Annotated in this window: 1 protein-coding gene; it reads left to right on the forward strand. The window is 61.7% G+C overall.

The annotated features are described in order from the left end of the window. Positions 1–678: 678 nt before the first annotated feature. Positions 679–1,120, forward strand: a 442-nt coding sequence (locus tag ACWCQK_RS39175) for a hypothetical protein (protein ID WP_451163591.1), incomplete at its 3' end; no start/stop codon positions are given.

Consider the following 1,120-nt stretch of genomic DNA (forward strand, 5'->3'; position numbering starts at 1 on the left):
GCGGGGTTGACGTTGCCGTTCAGTTCGGGTGCGGTCGAGGGGCAGGTCAACCGGATCAAGATGCTGAAGCGGCAGATGTTCGGCCGGGCCGGCCTTGACCTCCTGCGCAAGCGCATCCTCCTCGCCCGCTGACCCACCTGCCGCAAAACCCGCGACAGTAACCCTACGTCAGACCTGCACCAAAAGTGATCCAGAACCAGAGTTCAGCCGACGCCGACAGCCGGCCCATCTCGGGTCGCAACGATCTGCGCGCCGTTCAACTAAAGGCCGGGATTCTACTCACCTGCAAACCGTCCTCCCGAGATGCAGCAGGGTTGCCGCAGTGAGATTCTGATGATACCGGCGCTATACCGAAGACCCTCGTCAGCGGCGCAGCCCCATCGATATGGGCTCTCACATCCGCGACGTTTGAGATGTCGCTCGGTCGAGTCCACGAGCTTCGACTTAAGAGTGTTCGGCTGACGCAATATCACCTGCCGAGCGTGCCGGAGACCGGCAGTCAGACTCAATTTAGGATTATCACCTGCGCGTTCCTTTATCCGCCGAGAATCGATAGCTCGGCCACACTCATACGCCAGATGAGCCGCCAATCGACTGGGCCGCTCACAACAGCTTTCCAATCTAATGCAGGGAAGGAGAATTGCTATGCCTAGTTCATCTCCGCCACACCGATTCTGGATGCTTTCAGCCTCGGCCATCCTCGCTGTAGGTGGCGCAGTGGTTCCCTCCAGCGCGCTTGCCGCCACCGCAGAGCAGGATTCTGTTTCCGCCATCATGACGCCCACCGAGGATGACGGTGGCGACGACGGCGGCGGGGACGGCGACGACGGCGGCGGTTATGGCGACGGCGGCTACGACGGCAACGGCTACGACGAACGCAGTTACGGCGACGGCAACGGCAGCTACGACGACGAACGCAGCTACGGCGACGGCAACGGCAGCTACGACGACGAACGCAGCTACGGCAACGGCGAACGCCACGACAACAACTGGCGCGACGATAACAGCCAACGCGACAACAACAACTGGCGTAACGACAACAACTGGCGCGACAACAACAACTGGCGCGACGGCAACGACAGGGACCGTAGGTCTCCGCCGCGGACTGTACCGCCGGCAC

The organism is Streptomyces sp. NPDC002306, from assembly GCF_053593435.1.